This is a genomic window from Fulvimarina endophytica, assembly GCF_003403015.1.
Taxonomy (GTDB): domain Bacteria; phylum Pseudomonadota; class Alphaproteobacteria; order Rhizobiales; family Rhizobiaceae; genus Fulvimarina; species Fulvimarina endophytica.
The window spans coordinates 126857-149741 of the sequence record NZ_QURL01000006.1 but is presented as its reverse complement, the minus strand read 5'-3'; the positions used below and the strand labels follow the sequence as shown (position 1 = coordinate 149741).

The 22885-nt window shown below is 66.7% G+C and carries 20 protein-coding genes; 9 read left to right on the top strand and 11 right to left on the bottom strand.

Annotation, left to right across the window (positions count from 1 at the left end):
* Nucleotides 1–11 precede the first annotated feature (11 nt).
* On the top strand, nt 12–1286 hold the full coding sequence (locus DYI37_RS15280) for a CaiB/BaiF CoA transferase family protein (RefSeq protein ID WP_116684125.1): 1275 nt from the start codon (nt 12–14) through the stop codon (nt 1284–1286).
* On the top strand, nt 1283–2017 hold the full coding sequence (locus tag DYI37_RS15275) for a glutathione S-transferase C-terminal domain-containing protein (protein ID WP_116684124.1): 735 nt from the start codon (nt 1283–1285) through the stop codon (nt 2015–2017). Before DYI37_RS15280 ends, DYI37_RS15275 begins: the two co-directional genes overlap by 4 nt.
* Nucleotides 2018–2050: 33 nt before the next feature.
* On the opposite strand, the gene purH is transcribed toward DYI37_RS15275, so the two are convergent.
* From purH to htpX, 4 genes are all read right to left on the bottom strand, one after another.
* Nucleotides 2051–3667: a bifunctional phosphoribosylaminoimidazolecarboxamide formyltransferase/IMP cyclohydrolase gene (purH, locus tag DYI37_RS15270; RefSeq protein WP_116684123.1), complete on the bottom strand. Its 1617-nt coding sequence runs from the start codon at nt 3665–3667 to the stop codon at nt 2051–2053.
* A gap of 228 nt (nt 3668–3895) precedes the next feature.
* Entirely contained in the window at nt 3896–4135 is a 240-nt protein-coding gene (locus DYI37_RS15265; protein WP_116684122.1) for a hypothetical protein, read from the bottom strand.
* A 5-nt stretch (nt 4136–4140) separates the two neighbouring features.
* Nucleotides 4141–5577, bottom strand: coding sequence for an RsmB/NOP family class I SAM-dependent RNA methyltransferase (locus tag DYI37_RS15260; protein WP_425365055.1), 1437 nt, complete (start codon nt 5575–5577; stop codon nt 4141–4143).
* A gap of 5 nt (nt 5578–5582) precedes the next feature.
* Complete coding sequence (htpX, locus tag DYI37_RS15255; RefSeq protein WP_116684121.1) at nt 5583–6566, bottom strand: zinc metalloprotease HtpX; 984 nt, start codon at nt 6564–6566, stop codon at nt 5583–5585.
* A gap of 289 nt (nt 6567–6855) precedes the next feature.
* Between htpX and DYI37_RS15250 the strand changes: the two genes are divergently transcribed.
* From DYI37_RS15250 to DYI37_RS15235, 4 genes are all read left to right on the top strand, one after another.
* Nucleotides 6856–7098, top strand: coding sequence for a DUF1674 domain-containing protein (locus DYI37_RS15250; protein WP_116684120.1), 243 nt, complete (start codon nt 6856–6858; stop codon nt 7096–7098).
* Nucleotides 7099–7409: 311 nt separating this feature from the next.
* A complete protein-coding gene (locus DYI37_RS15245; RefSeq protein WP_116684225.1) occupies nt 7410–7934 on the top strand; it encodes a thermonuclease family protein in 525 nt (174 codons plus the stop codon).
* A 257-nt stretch (nt 7935–8191) separates the two neighbouring features.
* Nucleotides 8192–8773, top strand: coding sequence for a YqaA family protein (locus tag DYI37_RS15240; protein WP_116684119.1), 582 nt, complete (start codon nt 8192–8194; stop codon nt 8771–8773).
* Between the two features lie 226 nt (nt 8774–8999).
* Nucleotides 9000–10514 carry a methyl-accepting chemotaxis protein gene (locus DYI37_RS15235; RefSeq protein WP_116684118.1) on the top strand — a complete coding sequence of 505 codons (1515 nt, stop codon included), beginning with the start codon at nt 9000–9002 and terminating at the stop codon, nt 10512–10514.
* A 210-nt stretch (nt 10515–10724) separates the two neighbouring features.
* Here the strand turns inward: DYI37_RS15235 and DYI37_RS15230 are convergent, their stop codons facing one another.
* From DYI37_RS15230 to DYI37_RS15215, 4 genes are all read right to left on the bottom strand, one after another.
* Nucleotides 10725–11360: a PQQ-dependent catabolism-associated CXXCW motif protein gene (locus tag DYI37_RS15230; RefSeq protein WP_116684117.1), complete on the bottom strand. Its 636-nt coding sequence runs from the start codon at nt 11358–11360 to the stop codon at nt 10725–10727.
* A 154-nt stretch (nt 11361–11514) separates the two neighbouring features.
* The gene (locus tag DYI37_RS15225) at nt 11515–12462 is read right to left on the bottom strand and encodes a substrate-binding domain-containing protein (protein WP_116684116.1); all 948 of its coding nucleotides are present in this window, start codon (nt 12460–12462) and stop codon (nt 11515–11517) included.
* Between the two features lie 2 nt (nt 12463–12464).
* Nucleotides 12465–13307, bottom strand: coding sequence for a cytochrome c family protein (locus DYI37_RS20335; protein ID WP_245413946.1), 843 nt, complete (start codon nt 13305–13307; stop codon nt 12465–12467).
* 338 nt (nt 13308–13645) lie between these two features.
* Nucleotides 13646–15559 (bottom strand): methanol/ethanol family PQQ-dependent dehydrogenase, encoded by a 1914-nt coding sequence (locus DYI37_RS15215; RefSeq protein WP_116684115.1) that lies wholly within the window; start codon nt 15557–15559, stop codon nt 13646–13648.
* Between the two features lie 717 nt (nt 15560–16276).
* On the opposite strand from DYI37_RS15215, the gene DYI37_RS15210 reads away from it, so the two are divergent.
* Both DYI37_RS15210 and DYI37_RS15205 read left to right on the top strand, forming a co-directional pair.
* The gene (locus DYI37_RS15210; RefSeq protein ID WP_116684114.1) at nt 16277–17251 is read left to right on the top strand and encodes a quinoprotein relay system zinc metallohydrolase 2; all 975 of its coding nucleotides are present in this window, start codon (nt 16277–16279) and stop codon (nt 17249–17251) included.
* A 143-nt stretch (nt 17252–17394) separates the two neighbouring features.
* Complete coding sequence (locus tag DYI37_RS15205; protein ID WP_245413945.1) at nt 17395–18291, top strand: quinoprotein dehydrogenase-associated SoxYZ-like carrier; 897 nt, start codon at nt 17395–17397, stop codon at nt 18289–18291.
* A 96-nt stretch (nt 18292–18387) separates the two neighbouring features.
* Here the strand turns inward: DYI37_RS15205 and DYI37_RS15200 are convergent, their stop codons facing one another.
* Nucleotides 18388–18840: a cupin domain-containing protein gene (locus DYI37_RS15200; RefSeq protein ID WP_116684113.1), complete on the bottom strand. Its 453-nt coding sequence runs from the start codon at nt 18838–18840 to the stop codon at nt 18388–18390.
* A 5-nt stretch (nt 18841–18845) separates the two neighbouring features.
* Entirely contained in the window at nt 18846–19610 is a 765-nt protein-coding gene (gene gloB / locus DYI37_RS15195; protein ID WP_116684112.1) for a hydroxyacylglutathione hydrolase, read from the bottom strand.
* A 285-nt stretch (nt 19611–19895) separates the two neighbouring features.
* On the opposite strand from gloB, the gene DYI37_RS15190 reads away from it, so the two are divergent.
* On the top strand, nt 19896–20660 hold the full coding sequence (locus DYI37_RS15190; RefSeq protein ID WP_116684222.1) for a class I SAM-dependent methyltransferase: 765 nt from the start codon (nt 19896–19898) through the stop codon (nt 20658–20660).
* Between the two features lie 232 nt (nt 20661–20892).
* Here the strand turns inward: DYI37_RS15190 and glmS are convergent, their stop codons facing one another.
* Nucleotides 20893–22719, bottom strand: coding sequence for a glutamine--fructose-6-phosphate transaminase (isomerizing) (gene glmS / locus DYI37_RS15185; protein ID WP_116684111.1), 1827 nt, complete (start codon nt 22717–22719; stop codon nt 20893–20895).
* Nucleotides 22720–22885 lie beyond the last annotated feature (166 nt).

Genomic DNA, 22885 nt, shown 5'->3' with positions numbered 1-22885 from the left:
GGAGACTGACCATGGCCGGACCGCTTTCGGGCATCCGCATCGCCGATTTCACCTCGATGATCGCGGGCCCCCTCGCCACCATGATCCTCGCCGATCAGGGTGCCGACGTGATCAAGATCGAGCGACCGGAGGGCGGCGACCATTCGCGCCAGGTGGCCGACCGGCGCGGCGGCTTCTCGGCCTCCTTCCTGCAGAACAACCGCAACAAGCGCTCCGTCGCCCTCGACCTGAAGAGCGAGGCCGGCCTTCAGGCAGCCCTCGATATCGCGGCGAGCGCCGATGTGGTGGTCGAGAACTTCCGGCCGGGCGTCGCCGAGCGGATCGGCATCGGCTACGAGGCGATCCGGGCGCTGAGGCCCGATATCGTCTACGTCTCCATCGCCGGGTTCGGCTTTACCGGCGAATGGGCGAAGCGTCCGGTCTACGATCCGCTCATCCAGGCCCTGTCGGGGCTTGCGAGCGTTCAGGGCGGCGACGGTCCGCGCCCGCGCCTCGTGCGCACCATCGTTCCCGACAAGGTGACCGCGATCCAGGCCTCCCAGGCGATCACGGCGGCGCTCTTCGCCCGCGAGCGCACCGGCGAGGGCAATCATCTCACCCTCTCGATGCTCGATACGGTGGCGGCCTTCCTCTTCTCCTCCGATATGAGCGCCCACACCTTCATCGGCGAAGACGGGACTCCGGACCGCGATGCGGGCGGGATGCCGGCCGAGCGGACGGAGGCCCCGGGGCAGGCACCCGCCCCGCCCGACGACGACAAGGCGCAGAGCTTCATCGAGCTGATCTACGAGACGGCCGACGGCTTCATGGCGGTCTCGGCCCATACGGACAAGACATGGGCCGGGCTTTCGGCCGCCGTCGGCAAGCCGGAATGGCTGTACGACGCGCGGTTCTCGACCGTCGAATTGCGCGAGACGAACAAGGCGGAGCGTCTGGAACTCACCCAGTCGGCGCTTCTCGAAGACACCACGGCGAACTGGATGGCCCGCCTCAGCGAGCACGACGTTCCCTGCGCGCCCGTCCTCACGCGCGGCGAGATGATCGACCATCCGCAGGTCGTCGCCAACGGCACCGTCCTCACGATGGACCACCCGCAGGCCGGCCCGATCCGCCTCGCGGCAAGTCCGGCGCGTTTCGCGCGCACGCCGCTCGATCCGCCGAGGCCCGCCCGCCGGCTCGGCGCCGATACCCGCGCGGTGCTCGCCGAGGCCGGATATGACGAGGACCGGATCGAGGCGCTTCTGGCCGCCGGTGCCGGCGCGCAACCAGACGAGGACGCCCGATGATCGATTTCTACTATGCCCCGACCCCCAATGGCTGGAAGGTCGCCATCATGCTGGAGGAGAGCGGGCTCGACTACTCGCTGAAGCTGATGGACCTCCACGCCGGCGAGCAGTTCTCTCAAGATTTCATGGCGATCAGCCCTAATGCCAAGATGCCGGCGATCCTCGATCACGATCCGCCCGAGAGCTATGGCGGCGACCCGGTGCCGGTCTTCGAATCGGCCGAGATCCTTCTCTATCTTTCGGAGAAGTGTGGACGCTTCGCTCCCCCGGCTTCCGACAGGCGGGCACGCAAGGAACTCGGCGAATGGCTGTTCTGGCAGACCGGCAGCCAGGGACCGATGGCCGGACAGCTCAGCCATTTCAAGAACTACGCGCCGGCCGACAAGCGCGACTACGGCTTCGAGCGATATCTCGGCGAATACGACCGCAATCTCGGCGTTCTCGAAAACCGCCTCTCCGACCGTCCCTTCATCATGGGAACGGACTACACGATCGCCGACATGCAGGCCTTTCCCTGGGCCTTCATCGCAAAACCCCTCGGCGCCTCGCTCGACGAATTTCCCCGCATCGCCGACTGGCGCGGCCGCATCAAGGCACGCCCCGCCGTCCGCCGCGCCATCGACCTTGCCAAGGACCGGCAGAACAATGGCAGGCACACGGTCGAGAACGACACGGTGATGTACAATCAGAGCGCAAAGTCCCTGAAGAGCGGCGGCGCCGGCAAGGCCTGACACCGGCGGGAGGACGGGGCCGGCCCCGCCCGGTCAGTGGCGGAAATGGCGCATGCCGGTGAAGACCATGGCGACATTGTTCTCGTCGGCGGCCCGGATCACCTCCTCGTCGCGCATGGAGCCGCCCGGCTGGATGACCGCCCGCGCGCCGGCCTCGATCGCCGAGAGCAGGCCATCGGCGAAGGGGAAGAAGGCATCGGAGGCGACCACGCAGTCGCGCGTGAGCGGCTCGGCAAGGCCGGCCGCCTTCGTCGCATCCTCGGCCTTGCGCGCGGCGATGCGGGCCGAATCCACCCGGCTCATCTGGCCTGCGCCGATGCCCACGGTCGCGCCGTCCTTGGCATAGACGATGGTGTTCGACTTCACGTGCTTGGCGACACGGAAGGCGAATTTGAGATCGGCGAGCTGGGCCTGGCTCGGCTGCCGCCTGGTGACGACCCTGAGATCGAGATCGTCCACATGGCCCGCATCGCGGGACTGGACGAGAAGCCCGCCGGCGACGCTCTTGACCACGCGCCCGCCGGCGCGCGGGTCCGGCAGTCCGCCGGTGAGGAGAAGGCGAAGATTCTTCTTCGCCCGGACGATCTCGATCGCCTCCTCGTCGGCCTCGGGCGCGATGATGACTTCGGTGAAGACCTCGACGATCTCCCGCGCGCTCGCCGCATCCAGCCGGTCGTTGAGGGCGACGATGCCGCCGAAGGCCGAGACCGGATCGCAGCGCAGGGCCTTGCGATAGGCCTCGATCAGCGTGGCCCCTTCTGCGACGCCGCACGGATTGGCATGCTTTATGATCGCGACCGCTTTGGTGCGGGCCGGATCGAACTCGCCGACGAGTTCGAAGGCGGCGTCGGTGTCGTTGATGTTGTTGTAGGAAAGCGCCTTGCCCTGCACCTGCCTCGCCGTCGCAACGCCGGGTCTTGCCTCGCCGGTGCGGTAGAAGCTCGCGCTCTGATGCGGGTTCTCGCCGTAGCGCAGCGCCTCGGCGAGATCCCCTGCAATGGCGAAGCGGCGCGGGGCGGCATCGCTCAGGGTCTCGGCGAACCAGCCGGAGACCGCCGCGTCATAGGCGGCGGTGCGGGCATAGGCCCGTCCCGCCAGCATGCGGCGGAAACCGAGCGTCGTCTCGCCGGCCTCAGTGCGCAACTCGTCGAGAACGGCGGCATAATCCTGCGGATCGACGACGGTCGCCACATAGCCGTGGTTCTTGGCGCCCGCGCGGATCATGGCGGGGCCACCGATATCGATGTTCTCCACCTGGGTCGCGGTGTCCGCGCCGCTCTTCAGGGTTTCCTCGAAGGGATAGAGATTGACGACGAGAAGATCGATCGGCTGGATGCCGTGATCGGCCATGGCCCCGGCATGGCTCTCGTCGTCCCGGATCGCGAGAAGCCCGCCGTGGACGCCCGGATGCAGCGTCTTCACGCGCCCGTCCATCACCTCGGGAAAGCCCGTGAGATCGGAGACGTCGCGCACCTTAAGCCCGGCATCGGAAAGGGTCTTGCGCGTTCCGCCGGTGGAGACGAGTTCGATGCCCATGCCGGCAAGGTCGCGGGCGAAGTCGACGAGACCCGTCTTGTCGGACACGGAGATCAGAGCACGGGCGACCTTCACACGGTCCGGCAGCGGCGTCGAATTGGCTTTGACGGACATCGGCGACCCTCATCGATCTTCGCGCGCCCGATCCGTTCCGAACACCGATCGGAGGCGGCGCGTTGTTGGCTTGGCATCGGCGCATCCGAAGCCCGGCCCGCGGCCGGGCCACATGCTCCGGCTGCATCTGACTGGGGTCCTGATAGGATCGAACGGGTTCTGCCGCAATGGCGAAGGGCGATCCCCTTGGGGAAAGCGCGGCCGAAGACGTTGATCGCCGAAGGCCGGTCAGCGCGCGCCGGACCCTCGGCAGGGACGCCTCTCGCAGCCTTCGGGAAGCGGTTCGCGGCCCTCGGCGCCCCCTCCCCCCGAACCCTGGGCCGCAAGGCCGTCGAGCGTGTTCGGCAGAACGGTCACCGCATTGGTCATGCCGCCGCAGCCGGAAAGGACCAGGGAGACGATGGCGAGCGCGCATCCTGTCGCAAGAGGGCGGGCGGCGAGCGGGCGGGCGGAAGAGAGGATCGGCATGTCGTTCAGGACCTCCGGACGAGACGGGCGGCATAGAAGCCGTCCAGGCCGCCGATCTCGGCGCGCATGTCCGGCGTCGTGCGAAGATCGCCCTCGGGCGTCACCGCTTCGGCGAGTTCCGGCAGTTCGTCCCCTGAGACCGGCTCGCGCGCGAAATCGCCATGGGCGGCGAGAAAGGCCGCGACGACCTCCTCGCCCTCGATCGGATCGATCGAACAGTTGGAGAAGACCAGCTTACCGCCCGGGGCGACGAAACGGGCGGCCTCTTCCAGAAGCTTCGCCTGGAGTTCGGCGAGCCGGCGCACGTCCTCGAGCGTCTTCGTGTATCCCACATCGGGATGGCGGCGAAGGGTCCCCGTCGAGGAACAGGGCGCATCGAGGAGAACCGCCTCGAATGCGCGGTCCGCGAGCACCTCCTGGAACGGCCCGGTCAGCGTCTCGGCGTTAAGCCCCAGACGGGCAAGGTTCGCCTCCAGCCGCTTGACGCGCGACTTCGAGGCCTCGCAGGCGGTGACCGAAGCACCGGCCACGACGAGTTGGGCGGTCTTGCCGCCCGGTGCCGCGCAGAGATCGGCCGCGTTCATGCCCGCAAGATCGCCGAAGAGACGGGCGGGCAGAGCGGCGGATGCGTCCTGCACCCACCATGCGCCGTCGCCATATCCCGCAAGACCCGAGATGCTGCCCTGCGTCTCGGCATCGAGGCGGACGGTCAGAGGCGAGATCGCCGTGCCGCCGAGGCGCCCCGCCCAGTCCTCGGCATCCGATTTGACGGTGATGTCGATCGGGGCCGGAAGGCGCTGGGCCGCCGCGATGGCATTGGCGCGCGGCTTCCCATAGGCCGCGACCAGCCGCTCGTAGAGCCAGGCCGGGCAATCGGCGACGGGATCGGTCTCGACCGGGGCGGCGCCGACCTCGCGGGTCAGGCGCCGCAGGAGCGCGTTGACGAGACCCTTGAACCGGCGCGTGCGCGGATCGGCCTCCGCGGCCGCGACCGCGAGATCGACGGCGGCCGAATCCGGCACGTCGAGAAACCGGATCTGCGCCGCCGCCACGTGGAGGAGATGGTTGAGCGCCGTCGCATTGCCCGGAAGCGGGCGGTCGAGGCGCTCGGCGATCTCGGCCGAAAGGGTTCCGCGATAGCGAAGCGCCGTGACGAGGATCGCCTTGACGAGCGCCTGGTCGCGCGGCTCGAGCTGGCGCAGATGCGGATGGCCGTGATCGGGATCGGTGAGGCCGTCGAGGGAGGTCTGCTGCTCCACGACCGCCGCAAGAAGCTTGGCGGCGACCTGGCGGGCCCGCAGGCCGGGCTTTCGCGACGCCTCCTCGTCCGCCGGCGTCGGCGCGGGGCGGGTTTTCGCGCGCGGCTTGCCCTCCATGCCGCCGGCATTGTCCCGGCGCTTGCGGGCATTCTCCTTGCGAAGCCGCGCGGATCCCTCGGTCATGCTCATCAGCGCGATCCCCACGGTCCGCGGCTCGGCCCCTGGCCCTCGCCCGTCCCGGGCCGGACCCCGACCTCGGGCATGCCGCCCTGCCGAACCGGACGGGCCGGACCGCGATCGCGCCCCGCACCCATGGCCGGGGAACCCGTTACCTCATCATCGAGGCGCATGGTCCGCAGGATCTCGATACGCTCGTTGATATCGGGATGGGTGGAGAACAGACCCGCCATCTTCCGGCCGGTCAGCGGATTGACGATGAACATATGCGCCGTCGCCGGATTGCGCTCGGCGGTGTCGTTCGGAATGCGGCCCGAAGCCGCCGCCAGCTTTCCGAGAGCGGAGGCGAGCCAGTCGGGCCGGCCGCAGATTTCCGCCCCGCGCTTGTCCGCCGAATATTCGCGGGTGCGCGAGACGGCGGTCTGGACGAGAACGGCGGCGATCGGCGCGACGATGACGGCGGCAAGGACCCCGAAGATGCCGAGGGCGTTGTTGCGATTGCCGCCGAAGAACATGCCGAAATTGGCCAGCATCGAGATCGCGCCGGCGATCGTGGCGGTAACGGTCATGATCAGCGTATCGCGATTCTGCACATGGGCGAGTTCGTGCGCCATGACGCCCGCGATCTCCTCGGCGTTGAGTTGGCTGAGGAGCCCGCTCGTTGCCGCGACGGCGGCATTCTCGGGATTGCGGCCCGTGGCGAAGGCGTTGGGCTGCGGATTGTCGATGATGTAGACCTTGGGCATCGGAAGACCCGCCCGCCGGGCGAGATCCTCGACGATCCGGTAGAATTCGGGAGCCGAGCGGGCATCGACTTCGCGTGCCCGGTGCATCTTCAGCACCATCTTGTCGGCATTCCAGTAGGCGAACAGGTTCATGGCCGCCGCGATCACGAGAGCGATCATCATGCCGCCCCGGCCGCCGATCAGCAGGCCGAGCCCCATGAAAAGGGCGGTCATCGCCGCAATCAGGGCGGCCGTCTTGATCATGTTCATGGCGAAAGGACCCTTCAACGTCAAAGCTTGCCCATGCCGCTTAACGGCGGCCCGTTCCCCGTGAAATGGTTCGCGGTGGCTTTTGCTTCAAGCGACGGCTTCGAGCACCAGGGGGCGAACCCGTGTTTTCGATACGGCCGGCGCGCGACCTTCCGGGCGATGACACGATCGTGCAGCAAGGGGCGAGGGAGCCGGGCGGGACACGGGACAGTTTCGCCGGACACTTCCGAATGCGCGCCGGCCATCCTATTTGAAGCCCGCACACATTCTTGCGCAACGGGACGGCATCATGGCTGAGGACGGCACGAACGATATTCTGAACGCTCTCAAGGTTTCCAGCGAGACGAATGTCAAGGCGCTCTCGCCGGCCGCCAAACGCGCGCTCGCGGAAGCCGAGGAGAGACGGCGGGCGAACGAAGCGTTCAAGGTCGATCCGGACAGTCTCCCGCCTGAGGTCGACGGGCGAAAGTCCGGGGTGGAGCCGGTTCGTTACGGCGATTGGGAGAAGGACGGGATCGTCAGCGATTTCTGATCCCTGCCCGCGCCCGGGCACTGTCGGCGCCGGCATGCGAGGATGCGGAATACACGTTTTAGGCGTGTGAAAATTGTCCACCTCGATCGCTCGACTTTTGACGACTTCCGGTCGGGGTCGAGACGTGCCCCGTCTGCGGCGTTCTCCGAAGGCTCTTTGCGCTCGGCTCGGACGACCAGATTCCATCGTCAGCCGCAGCCCGCCGGCAAACGCCCCGGATCCCGCCCCTTGCGGATTTTTTTTGAAGGCCGCTCTTAACATCGATCGCTGTAAGGATTATTTGCCTATTCAGCACTTTGGATTTCGAGGCGATGATCCGTTTTAGACGACCGGCTTCTCTTAAAGGTTGCGCCCGCGCCGCGATCGCCGGGCTTTGCGCGCTCGCCGCGGTCACGGCCGCCGCTCCGGCGCTCGCAGGGGAGCCGCCGCGCGCGATCGACGGGCCGGTCAGCGCCGAGGTCATCAAGGTGCGCGACGGCGATACGATCGAGGTCCAGGCATTCGTCTGGCCGATGCAGTCGGTTTACGTAGCGGTGCGCATTCGCGGCATCGACGCCCCCGAAAAACGCGGTGCCTGCGAAGCCGAGAAGGCAGCGGCCGAGATCGCCACCCGGCGTCTGGAAGCTCTCGTCGCCTCCGGAACGGTGACCCTGACCGGCATCAAGGGCGACAAGTATTTCGGCCGCGTTCTGGCCGATGTCGCCACCGAGACCGAGGGCGATGTCGCCGAACGGCTTCTTCGCGACGGTCTCGTGGTCCCCTATGGAGGCGACAAGCGGCGCGACTGGTGCACCGAACTCTCCGAAAGCCCCAACGGAGCGGGTTCACGGGGCTGATCCCCGGCAGCCTCGCCCGCTCGATCCTCCGGACGTCTTCCTGAACGTCACCGACCCGGTGCCGGTGCGAAGGCAGGGATGGCGAATCTGACGACACCGTTTGCGGGCCGCCTCTTGACAGGCGGGACCGGCAACGCGGATGCCGGGTTCGGGCGTCAGGCGTCGCGCAAGCCTGTGGCAGCAAAGAAGAAACGATCCGGGTCTCGGCGTTCTCTTCCGCTTCCGCCCGCTCGCAACCTGCCGGAGAACGCCGCACCATGCTTCGACGCCTTTACGACTGGGTGATGTCGCTTGCCGCCACCCGCCATGCGGAGCGTGCGCTTGCCGCCATCTCCTTCATCGAAAGCTCGATCTTCCCGATCCCGCCCGATGTTCTCCTGATCCCGATGGTGCTGGCCAATCGGGCCCGCTGGTTCCGGATCGCCGTGGTCTGCACGGTCTCGAGCGTCCTCGGCGCCTTCCTGGGCTATGCCATCGGCTATTTCTTCTTCGAACTGATCGGCCAGCCGATCCTCCAGCTCTACGGCAAGGCCGATTCCTTCGCCGAGATGACCGCCCGTTACAACGAATGGGGCGCCTGGGCGGTTCTGTTTGCCGCCGTCACCCCCTTCCCCTTCAAGGTTTTGACGATCTTCTCGGGCGTCACGGGGCTCAATCTCGCCCTCTTCGCGCTCGTCTCGCTGATCGGGCGCGCGGCGCGCTTCTTCCTCGTCGCCTGGCTGCTCCATCGCTTCGGCGCGCCGATCCAGACCTTCATCGAGAAGCGTCTGGGTCTCCTCTTCACGCTCTTCATGATCTTCCTGATCGGCGGCTTCGCGGCGCTGCGCTTCCTCGTCTGAGGAAGCCGGCGGGGCGAGGATCGAGCCCTGCCTACCAGAGACCTACGCGACCCGCCCGGCATGGCTTCCGGCGCGTGGCGCGTGGCTCGTGGCTCGTGGCTCGTGGCTGACGACCAGCCTTCGTTTGCCGGAAATATCATAAGCAACCCGGCCTATTTTAAGCCTTGGTAAAGCAAGCTTCCCTAACGTTCATTCGCATCGATCAGCCGCCGGAACCTCAACTATCATGATGACGAGCTCGCCTGCCACCCTGCCCCAATCTGTCGCCGATATCGACGATCGGACGCTCGACGCCCTCAAGACCATTCATCCGGTGATCGAGGCCAGCCTCGACGGGGCGCTCGATCATTTCTACCGTGTCGTCAGCCAGCACGGGGCGATGAAGGCGTTCTTCTCGTCCGATCAGCAGTTGCAGGGCGCGCGCTCCAAGCAGCGCGGTCACTGGGAGGCTCTGGCAGAGGGCAAGATCGACGAGGCCCATGCCGCGCGCACGGTCCGGATCGGTCACGCCCATGTGCGTATCGGTCTCGAGCCGAAATACTTCGTCGCCGGCTATGGCTCGCTGCTCGGCAAGCTCGTTCACGATGTCGTCGCCGCCCAGTGGCCGAAGAGCGGCTTCGGTCGCGGCGTCGGCAAGTCCCAGGCGGACAAGACCGCACGGGCGGTCGAAGCCCTCATCCGCGTCGCCCTCGTCGACATGGAGATGTCGATCACGACCTATCTCGACGAGCTGACGCGCCGCGCCAGCGAGAAGGCGAGGCTCGAGCAGGAGCAGCGGGCCGCCGAGATGCGCCAGGTCGTTCTCGGCGAGGTCGGCACCGCCCTCGCGCGTCTGGCAGAAGGCGACCTGTCCCAGCCGATGGCGGGCGGTCTTCCGGCCGAGTTCGCCTCGGTCGAACACGATTTCAACAATGCGCTCGAGCGCCTGCGCGACATCGTCGGCCAGGTGAACCAGGCCGCGCAGCAGGTCGACAGCGGATCGAGCGAGATCGCGGTCGCGGCGGACGATCTCTCCCGCCGCACCGAGCAGCAGGCGGCCAGTCTCGAAGAGACCGCGGCCGCCATGCAGGAACTCGCCGGCTCCGTGAAGCACGCCGCCGACCGCGCGGGCGAGGCCGCCGGAAACGCCAAGACCTCGCGCAGCGAAGCCCAGCGGGCCGAGGAGGTCGTCGGCAAGGCGACCGCCGCCATGAACCGGATCGAAACGTCCTCCAAGGAGATCGGCATGATCATCGGGGTGATCGACGAGATCGCCTTCCAGACCAATCTTCTGGCGCTGAACGCCGGCGTCGAGGCGGCGCGCGCGGGAGAAGCCGGCAAGGGCTTCGCGGTCGTCGCCCAGGAGGTGCGCGGTCTCGCCCAGCGCTCGGCCGAAGCTGCCAAGGAGATCAAGCAGCTCATCGCCACGAGCTCCTCGGAAATCGGGATCGGTGTCGGCCTCGTCTCCGATACGAGCAGCGCCCTTCTGAAGATCGTCTCGCGCGCGGGCGAAATCGAGACCATGCTCCAGGCGATCGCCCAGAGTGCCCAGGATCAGTCCCGGGCGATCTCGGAGGTCAACGGCGCCATCTTCCAGATGGATCAGACGACCCAGCAGAATGCCGCCATGGTGGAACAGACGGCCGCGGTGGCAAAGACCCTGCGGGACGGTGCTGCCGAACTCAGCGGCCTGACATCCCAGTTCACGCTCGACCGCACGAGCGCGCTCGCCTCCGCGCCGCGAAGCAGACGCGCGGCCTGACGGGACAGGGGCCACGAGGCCCGAGGCGGACATCGTTCGGCCTCGGGTCCATCGCCTTCCGGACGCCGATCGATTCGCACGGCAGACCGGAATCGCCGATCCGGGCGACTCTTTCGAAGTCGGTTGGGACGCTAGGATGATATGCGGAAGGACCCGCTTCGCGCCGGCCCCATGGAGATCCGCTCAGCTATCGGGGCCCTGGCAGCATCCTCACTCGTCGGGCCGTTCGACCGGCTCCTTCGGCTCGAGCGGATAGCCGGCCTCCTCCCAGCCCTGCGCTCCCTCCGGCAACCAGTGGACACCGGTGAAACCGCTCGCGATCGCACGCTTGGCCGCATTGTAGCTCATCCAGCAATTGCGGTCGCAATAGATCACCACCGGCCGGGAGCGATCACCGTCGACGGCCTTGTCGAGGCCGGAGAGGAGATAGTCGCGCATGATGGGGGCGAGTTCGCCATAGCCCGTATCCGGCAGCCAGATCGATCCGGGAATGTCGTTGCGCGGCTTGGGATGCCAGTAGGTATCTGCCGGAAGGCCCTTCGGCCGGGGCGGGCGCGGCAGGACATCGACGAAGGGAACGCCTTCGTCATGGAGCTTTTTCGCTTCGGAAACGCTCACCACCGTGCCGCCAGAAAGGGTCGCGGGAACCGGCGCGCGGTAGTCGTCCATCCGGTAGCCATCGGGCTCGGGGACTGCCGCCTGCGGTGACGAGGGCGAGGTCGCAGGGCTCGCCACGGTCCCGGCCGCCTCTGCCGCACCCGGCGCCGAAGTCTGGGCGCCGACGCTCGACCAGGCGAGAAGGCCGGCGGCGAGAGCGACGCCCAGAAACGCGAAATCGGTTCTCATGGCGAAAAGCCTCCCAAACTCGCCGAAGCGGGCCCTCGATCGCCGGGATCGCGGCCGGTTGCCCGATCCCCGCAAGGTCCCGCCGTCCGGTCCGCCTGTCACCGCCTGCCGGCGGCCTTTCGAAAGACCGGGCCGCCAAACGCGGCCCGATGCCTCAATTGGTCTTCGATCCGGACGACGAGGAGCCGGCCTCGGACGGCTGCGAGCCATGCATCGCCGTGTCCCCCTTCGATCCGCTCGGCTCGATCGGCTCGTCGCCTTCGGTCAGAAGCGGCACGCCATAGGACAGAAGGATGTCGTTGATCGCCTCCTGATTGTCGCGGATCGCAACGTTCAGCTGGCGCTTCCACTGCTGGTCGGCGCTGCGCACGCCCATGGTGATCCGATAGACCATGGCCGGCCCCGCGCCCTCGTTGACCAGCGGGATGACCGTGTAATCCTTGTCGGACTGCTTGGCGTACCAGCCGGCGAGCGGGCCCCAGAGCACCGCGGCATCGATCGTTCCGGCATCGAGATCGTCGATCATCGCCTTCGCCGAATTGTCGATGCGCGTATCGACCATCAGTTGGTAGGGCTTGGCCTTGCCGATGAGACCGGCCTTGGCGAGATAGGTCGCGGGCGGCGTGCCGGCGACGATGCCGATGCGCTTGCCCTTGAGGGGCTCGTCCTCGAGCTTGGTGACGTTCGCCAGATCGCCATCCGCCGGAACCACGAGGGCATAGGCCGTGCGGTAATAGGCATTGGTGTTCTGAACGAGCTCGTCCCCTTGCGGGTAGCTCATGATGATGTCGCACAGATTGGATCCGAGCGTCATCCGCACGAAGCCCGTCGCCTGCGGGAAATAGGTGTAGGACACGGACTGGCGTCCGAGCTTTTCAGCGAGCAGTCGCGCCACCTCCTGCTCGAACCCCTCCTCCGCCTCGTTGGCGAAGGGCATGTTGTTGGGATCGGCGCAAACCCGGAAAGTCGTAGGATCGACGAGTTCGATCTCTCCGCCGAACTCCCGATCCTGGGCGGCCGCGCTTCCGGCGACGATGAGAAGGGGAAGCGCGAGCGCAAGAACGCTCGCGCGGCCGCGTTCGATGATCGAGCGAGCGCCCATCATCAGAAGCCGAGGCAGCTGTATTCGTAGTCCTTGGCCGCCTTCGACTTGTCCGACTGCTCGGGACGACCCGGCTCGCCGCGACCGACGACGCCGTCTGCACGGCCGCGAAGATAGGTGTAGATCGCGTTCAGCGAGCACATCACGTTGGGGTCCTCGCCCCAGGCCGGCATGATGGAGTTGCCCGAGGTGTTCCACTTGTTCTGCTGGCCGCCCACGATGATGCCGGCGAACTCGAAATAATCGATATTCTGGAGCGACTGGGTGAGGTCGGGGGCGAAGGAGGAGCCCATGCCGTCGGGGCCGTGGCACTGGAGGCAGTTGGCGCCGTACTTCTTGTAGCCGCGCCAGGTGTACCAGTCGGGCGTCTCGCCCGCGAAGGCATAGACGGGCTTCTCTGCGGTATCGAGCGCGAGGCCCGGATCTTCCGAGGCATCGTTCGCGTTGAAGGACGAAACTTTGTTGCCCTCTTCCTGGGTGTCCTTGGACGGATGGGCGTCCGGCTCGGGATTGGAGACATTGCCCATATCGACCGCGCCGCCCGAGGAGGCGTCGGCGGAAGATGCGGTGCCCGAGGAGGAGCTGCCCGAGGATGCGTCCGACGAGGATGCCGCTCCTGAAGACGTACCGGACGTGGCCGCATCCGACGAAGAGGACGCGCCGGCGCTGCCGGACGATCCGGCCTCGGAGGCCGCGGGCTGTTCAGCCGCGGTGTCGGCCTGGGCGAGACGCTGGGTCTCCTGGGCCTGACCTGCCGGAACGAGGGTGGTTCCCTGGGCGTAGGCGAAACCGGCGGTGGAGAGGATCAGGGTTCCGGCCAGAGCGGAGAGGGTCTTGAAGGTCATCGTTTCCTCGACTGTTACGCGAAACTGAGCCGCGATCGATCATGGTCTTTGCGAAAGGCTTCACACCTTCGGGGCGGCGCGGTTGCGAAGGCTGTCGGACCGTCCGGCGGCCACATCCCCAGTCTTCTCGAAAGTCGCCGCTCCCTGAGCGGCCCTTGAACGCCATGCCCGTCCCGGCACGTCATCGGCTGTCGGTCTTCCCGTCCTCAGCCTTCGCGACGAATGCGAGGCGGCGGACGGAGACCGGCTGAAGGCCGCGCCCCTTCCGGGACGCGGCCTTCATGAGGCCTTGGAAAACCCGCCGGCCGCGATCGTGCGGACCGGCGATGTCCCGTGCTTTAGTTCGACTGTCCGGTCGTGCTGCCCGAAGCGGCGTCGCCCGAAGACGAAGCCGAGGTCGAGGCAGGCGCTGCCGAAGCGGTCTGGTCGGGCACGGTGAAGACGGTCAGCTGACCGCCGAGAGCCGTGTAGTTCGACAGAGCCGCATAGCCGCCGACCGCGCCGAGACCGGCGTTCGGATCGGTGAGGCCGGCTGCGAGGCCGATGCCGGCCCAGCCGCCGATACCCGACAGGATACCGACATACTGCTTGCCCTGGTTCTCGTAGGTCATCACGTTGCCGATGATGCCCGACGGGGTCTTGAAGGAGTAGAGCTCGTCGCCCGTCTGGGCGTCGACCGCCTTCAGGTAACCCTCGAGGGTGCCGTAGAAGACCACGTCACCGGCGGTTGCCAGAGCACCCGACCACACCGAGAACTGCTCGGGCAGCGACCACTTGATCTCACCCGTGCCGGCGTCCCAGGCAATGAAGTTGCCCATGCCGCCATGGCTGTTCGGAGCCGGATACATCGAGAGCGTCGCGCCGACATAGGGCTGTCCGGCCGTGTAGGCGACGCGGAACGGCTCGTAGTCCATGCAGACGTGGTTGGTCGGCACGTAGAACAGGCCGGTCTTCGGCGAGAACGACGCGGGCTGCTGGTCCTTGGTTCCGAGAGCGGCCGGGCAGATGCCGGTCGTGTTCACGTCTTCGCCGTTCTGCTCGGTCGAGTACTCGGCCACGACCTGCGGACGTCCGTACTGATCGGAGTTCTTGTCCATGACGACTTCCGTCGCCCAGTTGACCGCCGGATCGTACTTCTTGGCGACCAGCAGTTCGCCGGTCTCGCGGTCCAGGGTGTAGGCGAAGCCGTTCCGGTCGAAGTGGACCAGAGCCTTGCGATCCTCGCCGTTCACCGGGATGTCCGCGAGGATCATCTCGTTGACGCCGTCGAAGTCCCACTCGTCGTGCGGGGTCATCTGGTAGACCCACTTGGCCATGCCGGTGTCGGCATCGCGGGCCATGATGGTCATCGACCACTTGTTGTCGCCCGGACGCTGCGAGGGGTTCCAGGTCGACGGGTTGCCGGTGCCGTAATAGACGAGGTTCAGGTCCGGATCGTAGGCGAACCAGCCCCAGGTGGTGCCGCCGCCGATCTGCCACTGGTCACCTTCCCAGGTGTTCAGCGAGGAGTCCTTGCCGACCGGCTTGCCGAGCGACATGGTCTTCTCGGGATCCATCAGCATTTCGTCGTCAGGACCGGTGGAATAGGCGCGCCATGCCTGCTTGCCGTCCGACAGGTTGTAGGCGGTCAGCGAACCGCGAACGCCGAACTCACCGCCGGAGATGCCGACATACACCTTGTCCTTGACGACCATCGGAGCGGCCGTTCCGGTCTCGCCCTTCGACGGATCGCCGTTCTGGACCGACCAGATCTGCTCGCCGGTATCGGCGTTGAGGGCGACGACGGAGGTGTCGGCCTGGTGCAGGATGATCATGGGCGGCGTGTCGCCCTCGCCCGGAGCATAGGCGACGCCGCGGTTCACGGTGTCGCAGCACATCACCGGAATGACGTTCGGGTCCTGCTTGGGCTCGTAGCGCCACTTGATGACGCCGTCATTGTTGAGGTCGAGCGCATAGACGATGTTCGGGAACGGCGTATGGACATACATCGTGTCGCCGACGACGAGCGGATTGCCCTCGTGGCCGCGAAGAACGCCGGTCGAGAAGGTCCAGGCCGGAACCATGGACCCGACATTGTCCTTGTTGATCTTGTCGAGCTTGGAATAACGCTGATTGGCGTAGTCGCCCGTCGGCATCACCCACTGAGCGGGATTGCTCGCAGCCTCCTGAAGCGACGAGCTGGCGCTGGCATAGCCGCCGGCAGCCAGGATCAGGCCGGAAGCAAGAGCAGCCCTGGTAAACGTTCTGAGCATCGAGTGTCCTCCCAAAGGAACCGAAGCCGGACCTCAACCGAACGCGAACGACGAACCTTGTGTCCGAAGGACGCGGCCATGCCTTGACCGGCGATGAGTGGGGACGGTTTCCGGCAGCGTGTCACGACCGCCGTTAGGGGTCTTGGTGGGCACCGTTGATCATTTACCCTACCGAGGCCTTCGAAAAGTCGCTGTGCTCCCAACACGCTGCGACTTTTGAAGCCGGAAACCATGCAACTGATGCTAGTTGCGGATTTCGCCGGACGCAAGCCGAAAACGGGACTTTTTCCTGTTGCGGTGCAGCATAAGTCGGGTCCGACGCCAGCAAATCGGGATTTCCGAAGTCGAGGATGCCAGAAATAGCTTCGAAATCTCATAGGATATTGAGTTCGTTAAGCATCTTTCTTCGCGCCCCTTAAGACCAAAGTCGTATTGGTCGCAGCCCGGCCCGAGCGACAATGGCGGAGACGAACGGTCTCGAGGACCGGGCTCGCGACGGGGATCCGAATCGATGCGCTGCCGGTCGCGCGAGGCGCCAAGGGTCTGGGTTCGGGGGTCGAGGCGATCGGATGTGATCCTTGCGATTCGCAGGAGACCCGGCCCTCGACGCCGGATGCGCCCCATCGCAGCTTTCGCACGAGCGAAGACCGGCGCGGAGCCAAATCGCCGCACCTTCGAGATCGGGGCGGCTTCGAAGCCATAGACGGGAGCCGGAGCATGACGAAGTTCACAATCGCGGCAGCCGCGACGCGGCGGCCGGTCTCGTGGAGAAGCACCCTCGCTTTATTCGCGGCGCTTCTCCTCGCCGTCCCGGCGCAGGCTGAGGACGGCAAGCCCTTCTTCACGCAGATCGCACCCGGCGTCTACGTCCATCACGGCCTGGTGGAGGAGACGACGCCGGACAATCGCGGGGACATCGCCAATCTCGGCTTCATCGTGGGCGACGAGAGCGTCGCCGTGATCGATTCGGGCGGAAGCGTCTCGGTGGGCGAGGCCGCGCTCGCGGCCCTTCGCCGGATCACCGACAAGCCGATCGCCTATCTGATCGACACGCACATGCACCCCGACCACGTCTTCGGCAATCAGGTCTTCAAGGCCGAGGGCGCCACCATCATCGGCCACGAGCGCCTGGCGCCCGCCCTCGCCGCGCGGGCGGAGTCCTATGCGATGTCGATGGCCGAACAGCTCGGAGACGAGGAGATCGCAAGGGTGACGATCACCGGACCCAGCGAGGGCGTGCCCGTCGGCGAGGAGAAGGTGATCGACCTCGGTGGCCGCGAGATCGTGCTGAGGGCCTGGGAGACCGCCCATACCGACAACGATCTCACCGTCTTCGACCGCAAGACGCGGACGCTCTTTGCCGGCGATCTTCTCTTCATGGAGCATATTCCGGTGCTCGACGGCAGCCTTCTGGGCTGGCTCGGCCAGACCGAAGCCCTGAGAGCCGTGGATGCGGAACGGGTGGTTCCCGGCCATGGACCGGTCGAGGCTCCCTGGCCGGGCGCGATCGAGCCGCAGACCGCCTATCTGGAGGCCCTCGCCCGGGACGTTCGCGCGGCCATCGCGAGGGGCGATCGGCTTCAGGATACGGCCGAGACGGCCGGCGCGAAGGAGGCGGCCAGCTTCGCGCTCGCCGACGACTATCGGCGGCGCAACGCGACCTCGGCCTTCGCCGAACTCGAATGGGAGTGAGGGGAGCGCCCGGCCGCCATGCGTCTTGCGGGGCGCCGGGCGATGAGCCACATTGATGACAAGTCACGCATGAGGTTTTCGCACGGATCGGCGGGAGGGCCGCCGGCGAAAGTCCGGCAACCGATCGGGAGGATCGTTTCATCATGATGAGAACCGACGACAGCGCAATCGGCAGGCGCATCGCGCTCGTCCGTGCAACGGGCAGATCCGCGCTCGCAGCGACCCTTCTTGCCGGCACGGCCTTGCTGTGGCCGGCCTTGGGCCTCGCCGAAACACCGGCGAAGGACCCCGCGAAAACGCAGACGGCCTCGGCCGAAGCCCCGGATTCGGCCTGGACCGAATATCTAAAGAGCGATCTCTTCGGCGACCGGCAGCTCCAGGCGGGAACCGACGTCGTTTCCCTCGACGCGCCGAACCGCGCCGCCGATCCCGCCGTCGTGCCGATGACGATCAGTCTCGATCCGACGAAGGACATCCGCAAGGTGACGCTCGTCATCGACGAGAACCCCTCGCCGGTGGCCGCAACCTTCAAGATCGCCGAAGGCTCGGGTCTCACCGAACTGTCGACGCGGGTGCGCGTCAACGCCTATACCGACGTGCATGTCGTCGCGGAGGATGCCTCGGGCAATCTCTTCGTCACGAAGCGCTTCGTGAAGGCGGCCGGCGGCTGTGCGGCGCCCGCCGCCAAGGACCCGGACGTTGCGGCGCGCGAGATGGGCAAGATGAAGCTGCGCAGCTTCGGCGCCGTGGAAGGCGAGAGCGACAAGCGCGAGGCCCAGCTTCAGATCCGCCATCCGAACAATTCGGGCCTCCAGAAGGATCAGGTGACCCTTCTCTACATTCCGGCCCATTTCATCGACGAGATCGACGTCTCGCGCGATGGAAAGACCCTGTTCACCATGACGGGCGGGATCTCCATCTCCGAGGATCCGAGCTTCCGCTTCAACTATTCGGGCGAGACCGAGAAGCCGTTCGAGGTTCGGGCGACCGATACGGACGGAAACGTCTTCGAAGAGACCTTCGAGACCGCGCCGGCCTGACCACCGGATCGTCGCCTCGCAAGACCGGACGCCGACAAGGCCCTGCGGGACGGCGGCATCGTCAGTGCCGGACAACGCACCGGCGCCGCCGAACCGCTATCGTCCCGAGGCCGGGCGCGGCATCGGGCGCCAGTCGGGCGGGGCCATCTCGAAGCTCTCGAAGCTGAAGCCCGGCGCGACGGTGCAGCCGACCAGGGTGTAGACCCCGAGACTGGTCGAGGTCTGCCACCAATTGGCCGGCACCACGAATTGCGGCCTCTGACCGCGTTCGAGATCGGGGCCGACATGGTGGGCGGACGCATCGTGGCCGTCGGGTGAGACCGTGATGACGAGCGGCGCGCCGCGATAATAATGCCAGACCTCGGCGGCATCGCGCACCCGGTGCCATTCGGAGGTCTCACCGGCCTCGAGAAGATAGTAGATCGAGGTCGAGCGGGCCCGGCCCGCATCGTCCGTCGCCGTGTCGCGAAAGGTCTCGCGATACCAGCCGCCTTCGGGATGGCGCTCGAGCCCGAGCCTCTCGATGATCGCACGAACCTCCGCGTTCACGGCGATCAGTATCCGTCGCGGGTCTTGCGGGCATGGGCGAAGACGGCGACCGGGTCCTCCCCTTCCATGCCGACGGCCTTCTGGAACTCCGCGTCGTCCGCCCGCAGGAACGGGTTCGTCCTCTTCTCGCGGCCGAGTTCGACCGGCAGGGTCGGCTTGCCGGCCGCGCGCAGATGCTCGACCTCGGTGGCCCGTTCCTTGAGCAGAAGATTGTCCGGGTCGAGCGCCAAGGCGCAGCGAACATTCGTCGCCGTATATTCGTGGCCGCAATAGAGCATGGTGTCGTCGGGCAGTTCGCGCAGGCGCTTCAGTGAATCCCACATCATCGCCGGATCGCCCTCGAACAGACGGCCGCAGCCGAGGGAGAAGAGGGCATCGGCCGCAAACAGCGCCTTTGCCTCGGGCAGGTAATAGGAGACCTCGCCCAGCGTATGTCCCGGGGTGTCGATGACCTCCACCTCGATCCCGCCGATATCGAGCCGCGCGCCGCCGCCCACCGCTTCGTCGAGGCCGGGGATCTTCGAGGCTTCCTCCTTCGGGCCGATGATCTTCGCGCCGAACCTCGCCTTCAGAGCCTCGTTCGCGTCCACATGATCGCGATGATGATGGGTGGTTAGGATGTGGGTGAGCGTCCATCCGGCTTCAGACAGGGCGTCGAGGATCGGCTTCTCCTCGGGTGCATCGATCGAAATCGTCGTCTCGCCGCGATGGACGAGCACGCCGAAATTGTCGCTGCGGCATCCGAACTGGCGGATCTCGATCTCGGACATGGCGTCTGGCTCCCGTGGGCTGAATCATGGTTTCGACGCAGATAAGCGCCGGGCCGGGCCTGCCAAGGCATGATGCGTCCGCACGGGCGAAGCACCGCATCCGCCGAACAGGGAGTACGGCTCCACGACGGCCCCGTCTCGCATGTCCCAAGTCCTCGTCTGCGGCCCATCCCGCATCCTCACCCGATACGCGCCCTGCCCCAAAGACAGGCGGGCGGCTTGCGACCTCCTGCCGCCTGCGCCATACCCTTACGCGCTTTCAACCGCGCAGCGAGGAAGGGTCCGATCACGAACGCCGACATCATCGACCTGCGCGATTTCTACGCCAGCCCGCTCGGAGTGCAGGCCGCTCGGGCGATCTCCCTCGCTTTGACGCCGATCTGGGCGCCGATCTCGGAGGAGCGGCTCGTCGCCATCGGCTATGGCACGCCGTTTCTCGACCGGTTCGCCGTCGATGCCGAGCGCGCCCTGTCCTTCATGCCCGCGCCCCAGGGAGCGGCGTGCTGGCCGCACGGATCGGCCTCGCTGACGGCGCTCGTCGGCCTCGAGAACCTGCCTCTCGGAGACGCCTCGATCGACCGGATGCTGATCGTCCACGGTCTCGAATTCGCCGAGAGCCCGGAGGCCTTCATGGAGGAGATCTGGCGCGTCCTCGCACCCGGCGGCCGGGTGATCATCGTCGCGCCGAACCGGCGCGGGGTCTGGGCGCGGTTCGAACACACGCCCTTCGGCTCGGGTCGCCCCTGGTCGCGCGGCCAGTTGCAGCGGCTCCTGCGCGGGGCGATGTTCACGCCCGCGACCTTTTCCGAAGCCCTGTTCTTTCCGCCCTTCCGCCGCCGCGCGCTCCTCTCCGTGACGACCCCGCTGGAGCGCCTCGGACGCACAGCCTGGCCCGTCTTTGCCGGGGTCGTGATGGTGGAGGCCGTCAAGCAGCTCTATCGCGGCGTGCCTGTCACCTCGCGCCAGCTCGCCCGCAAGAAGGTCGCAAAGCCCGCGCTGGTTCCCGCGGGCGCGGGTGCCGGTGCCCGCCGCTGGCCAAGCGGGAGCTGATCCCGGCCGGGGCCCGGCGCAAGATGCGACGAGCCCGATCGACCGCGTCGCTCCGGGTCGTCGTCCCGCCGGATGACCTCGTCCGAAACGTCATCCGATTTCTCGGCATCATGCTCGATACCGCCGGACGAGCGAATTGCCCGCGGGTCGATCCACACCCGGCAAGAGGCTCAGACGCCGCTCGTGCTGCCAGCGAACATTCGAAAGCGATGCTTTCACGTGTCCGCCGGCATCACTCCACCGTGACGGATTTCGCCAGATTGCGCGGCTGGTCCACATCCGTGCCCATCTGGACGGCCGTGTGGTAGGCGAGCAGCTGGAGCGGAACCGAATAGACGATCGGCGTCAGGATCTCGGGCATGTCGGGCAGGACGATGGTGTGCGCATCGTCGACGATGCCGGCCGCAGCGCCCTTGCGATCGGTCAGGAGGATGATCTCGCCGCCGCGGGCGGCGACCTCCTGGACGTTTGAAGCGGTCTTGTCGAAGCTTCGATCATGGGGCGCGATCACCACCACGGGCATCGTATCGTCGATCAGCGCGATCGGCCCGTGCTTCAGTTCGCCGGCGGCATAGCCTTCGGCATGGATATAGCTGATCTCCTTCAGCTTCAGGGCACCTTCGAGCGCGAGCGGGAAGGACAGGCCGCGCCCGAGGAAGAGCGCATGCTTCTTCGTCGCCATATGGCGCGAGAGATCCGCGATCTGCTCTTCCAGATGCAGCACCTCGTTGACGAGGCGCGGCGCCTCCTGAAGCACGCCGGTCAGCTCGAGTTCCTGCCGGGCATCGATGCGGCCCCTGTCGACGCCGGCACGGACCGCGAGCGCGGCAAGCGCCATCAGCTGGCAGGTGAAGGCCTTGGTCGAGGCGACGCCGATCTCGGGGCCGGCAAGCGTCGGCAGCACGTGGTCGGCCTCGCGGGCGATGCTCGACTCGTCCACATTGACGATCGCCGCCGTCGAAAGCCCCGTCTCCTTGGCATAGCGCAGAGAGGCGAGCGTATCGGCGGTCTCACCCGACTGGGAGACGAACAAAGCGAGATCCACGTCGTCGAGCGGGCTTTCGCGGTAGCGGAACTCGGACGCCACGTCGAGATCGCAGGCGATCCGGGCATAGCGCTCGAAGTAGTAGCGGCCGACCAGCGCTGCGTAATAGCCCGTGCCGCAGGCCGAAAGGGCGATGCGCCCGATCGAGGAGAAGTCGATCGAGGCGCCCCTCGGCAGGCGCGTGCGACCGGTGGTCAGGTCCACGAAGGAGCCGAGCGTATGGCCGATCACCTCGGGCTGCTCGTAGATCTCCTTCAGCATGAAATGGCGGTAATTGCCCTTGTCCACGTAGAGCGGCTTGCCGCTCGACCGCTTCATCACGCGCTCGGCCGGATTGCCGAACTCGTCGAAGATCGCGATCGTCTCCCGCGTCAGAACGGCGAGATCGCCCTCTTCCAGATAGCGGATGCGATCGGTGAAGGGCGACAGCGCGATGGCATCCGAGCCGAGGAAGGTCTCGCCCTCCCCCTCGCCCACGACGAGGGGCGAGCCCCGGCGCGCGCCGATGAGGAGGTTGTCCTCGCCCTTGAAGAGGATAGCGAGCGAGAAGGCGCCCTCCAGCCGTGCGAGGGCCTCCTGGACGGCCTTGCGCGGCTCGTGGCCGCGACCGAGTTCGCGCGTCACCAGATGGGCGACCGTCTCGGTATCGGTCTGGCTCTCGAAGACCGCGCCATCGGCCTCCAGTTCGGCGCGCAGGTCCCGATAGTTCTCGATGATCCCGTTATGGACGAGCGAGAGCCGCTCCGTCTGGTGCGGATGGGCATTGGTCTCGTTCGGCAGGCCATGGGTCGCCCAGCGGGTGTGGCCGATGCCGATATTGCCGTCGCAAGGCTCGGCCTTCAGCTTCTCGGCCAGGTTGACGAGCTTGCCCTCGGCGCGCAGCCGCTTGAGGTCCCCCTCGTCGAGAACCGCGATGCCGGCCGAGTCATAGCCGCGATATTCGAGCCGCTTGAGACTGTCGACCAGCCTCTCGGCGACAGGCCGGGAACTGACGATACCGATGATGCCGCACATGAGGACGCACTTCTCTTCTCGAAGGGTTCGTTGGATCGTCCGGCAGCACTCGGCAGCGCCGGCTCATTTCGCTTCCTGATAAAGAAGCTGCCGGAAAATGCACGTCACGATGCGTGTCGCGGTCTTACACCCCTTGCCGGCACCTACCGCCGGGCGATCGCCTGGC

Coding starts and splice junctions, on each gene's coding strand:
- DYI37_RS15280 (WP_116684125.1), top strand. CDS start 12: ATGGCCGGACCGCTTTCGGGCATCCGCATCGCCGATTTCACCTCGATG.
- DYI37_RS15275 (WP_116684124.1), top strand. CDS start 1,283: ATGATCGATTTCTACTATGCCCCGACCCCCAATGGCTGGAAGGTCGCC.
- purH (WP_116684123.1), bottom strand. CDS start 3,667: ATGTCCGTCAAAGCCAATTCGACGCCGCTGCCGGACCGTGTGAAGGTC.
- DYI37_RS15265 (WP_116684122.1), bottom strand. CDS start 4,135: ATGCCGATCCTCTCTTCCGCCCGCCCGCTCGCCGCCCGCCCTCTTGCG.
- DYI37_RS15260 (WP_425365055.1), bottom strand. CDS start 5,577: ATGACCGAGGGATCCGCGCGGCTTCGCAAGGAGAATGCCCGCAAGCGC.
- htpX (WP_116684121.1), bottom strand. CDS start 6,566: ATGAACATGATCAAGACGGCCGCCCTGATTGCGGCGATGACCGCCCTT.
- DYI37_RS15250 (WP_116684120.1), top strand. CDS start 6,856: ATGGCTGAGGACGGCACGAACGATATTCTGAACGCTCTCAAGGTTTCC.
- DYI37_RS15245 (WP_116684225.1), top strand. CDS start 7,410: ATGATCCGTTTTAGACGACCGGCTTCTCTTAAAGGTTGCGCCCGCGCC.
- DYI37_RS15240 (WP_116684119.1), top strand. CDS start 8,192: ATGCTTCGACGCCTTTACGACTGGGTGATGTCGCTTGCCGCCACCCGC.
- DYI37_RS15235 (WP_116684118.1), top strand. CDS start 9,000: ATGATGACGAGCTCGCCTGCCACCCTGCCCCAATCTGTCGCCGATATC.
- DYI37_RS15230 (WP_116684117.1), bottom strand. CDS start 11,360: ATGAGAACCGATTTCGCGTTTCTGGGCGTCGCTCTCGCCGCCGGCCTT.
- DYI37_RS15225 (WP_116684116.1), bottom strand. CDS start 12,462: ATGGGCGCTCGCTCGATCATCGAACGCGGCCGCGCGAGCGTTCTTGCG.
- DYI37_RS20335 (WP_245413946.1), bottom strand. CDS start 13,307: ATGACCTTCAAGACCCTCTCCGCTCTGGCCGGAACCCTGATCCTCTCC.
- DYI37_RS15215 (WP_116684115.1), bottom strand. CDS start 15,559: ATGCTCAGAACGTTTACCAGGGCTGCTCTTGCTTCCGGCCTGATCCTG.
- DYI37_RS15210 (WP_116684114.1), top strand. CDS start 16,277: ATGACGAAGTTCACAATCGCGGCAGCCGCGACGCGGCGGCCGGTCTCG.
- DYI37_RS15205 (WP_245413945.1), top strand. CDS start 17,395: ATGATGAGAACCGACGACAGCGCAATCGGCAGGCGCATCGCGCTCGTC.
- gloB (WP_116684112.1), bottom strand. CDS start 19,610: ATGTCCGAGATCGAGATCCGCCAGTTCGGATGCCGCAGCGACAATTTC.
- glmS (WP_116684111.1), bottom strand. CDS start 22,719: ATGTGCGGCATCATCGGTATCGTCAGTTCCCGGCCTGTCGCCGAGAGG.